At 52.3% G+C, this 900-nt stretch carries 1 protein-coding gene; it reads right to left on the bottom strand.

Annotation, left to right across the window (positions count from 1 at the left end; all coding sequences use genetic code 11):
• Positions 1-148: 148 nt before the first annotated feature.
• The gene (locus GBM95_RS11855; RefSeq protein ID WP_152159272.1) at positions 149-451 is read right to left on the bottom strand and encodes a hypothetical protein; all 303 of its coding nucleotides are present in this window, start codon (positions 449-451) and stop codon (positions 149-151) included.
• Positions 452-900: the final 449 nt, after the last annotated feature.

The following is a 900-nucleotide window of genomic DNA, read 5'->3' as shown; positions in this document are numbered from 1 at the left end:
GCCTCCCTGACTCTGCCGAGTCGCTAGACCTTCCCCTTCTCGGGCGGTCAGTGGACTTTCACCACATAGACACACGTGCGCTGCCGAGCGCACCAAAAACCGCCTGAGGGCGGGAACCCGTCAGGCGGCTTTTGAGGAATTCTATGAATCAGCCTTCTACAACGGCGGTGCCGCAGGACGCATCGCCGAGAGCCTCAGCTTCAAGCTCCCCGGCTTCCTCGCCGAGTGTATTTTCATCGTTGGCCGCTCCCGCCTTCCACCAGAAGCAGTCCCCCTGGGCTACTGCTTCCTGAATGATTTCGCGGATGACGTGAGAGAGGACAACGTTCTGACTTTTCGCAAGCCCCTCAATGGCGAGCTTGAGTTCAAAAGGCAGTCGACAGCTTATTACGCCGGTCTTGGTGCCGCCTGGCAGTTCTTTGGTGCTACCACCTTCCTGAGAAACGTACATCGGGCTGGTTCCTTGAAAGTTGTGCTTTTTTGTTGTTGATCCACGCAGGGATGCCGGTTGGTTGAAACGAGGAAATGGCCCTTAACAGGTCAGGGCTTCGCCTCGGGTCTAATGGAAAATCAGAGTGCAGACCTTCTGCAGAAAGCCGGAGAAAAAATGCCCGAACCGAGCGTTCTGAAATTTATCTCTGCTATCTGCTTTAAGCGACAAAGAGGTAAAAGCTTTCTTTGGGCTTATCTTTTAAAGATCTTCATTCTTCTTTATCCATTATCTTAATTTTACGCACCTTCTGCGAGAGGTCCCGTCCTACGTGAATTTCCAGCGGTTTCCTACTCTCGACGCCAAGAAGCTCGTTATTAACAAAGGTATTTAATAGTTGACGGATGGTGCTGTGTGGCGCTTGGGGTCAGGCCGCCTGTGCATAGAGGGTACTCTCATTCGTAAAACAG

The organism is Sutterella seckii (assembly GCF_009183815.1).
In the GTDB taxonomy this organism is placed as follows: domain Bacteria; phylum Pseudomonadota; class Gammaproteobacteria; order Burkholderiales; family Burkholderiaceae_F; genus Sutterella; species Sutterella seckii.
This window is presented reverse-complemented; position numbering and strand designations above follow the sequence as displayed.

Coding starts and splice junctions, on each gene's coding strand:
- GBM95_RS11855 (WP_152159272.1), bottom strand. CDS start 451: ATGTACGTTTCTCAGGAAGGTGGTAGCACCAAAGAACTGCCAGGCGGC.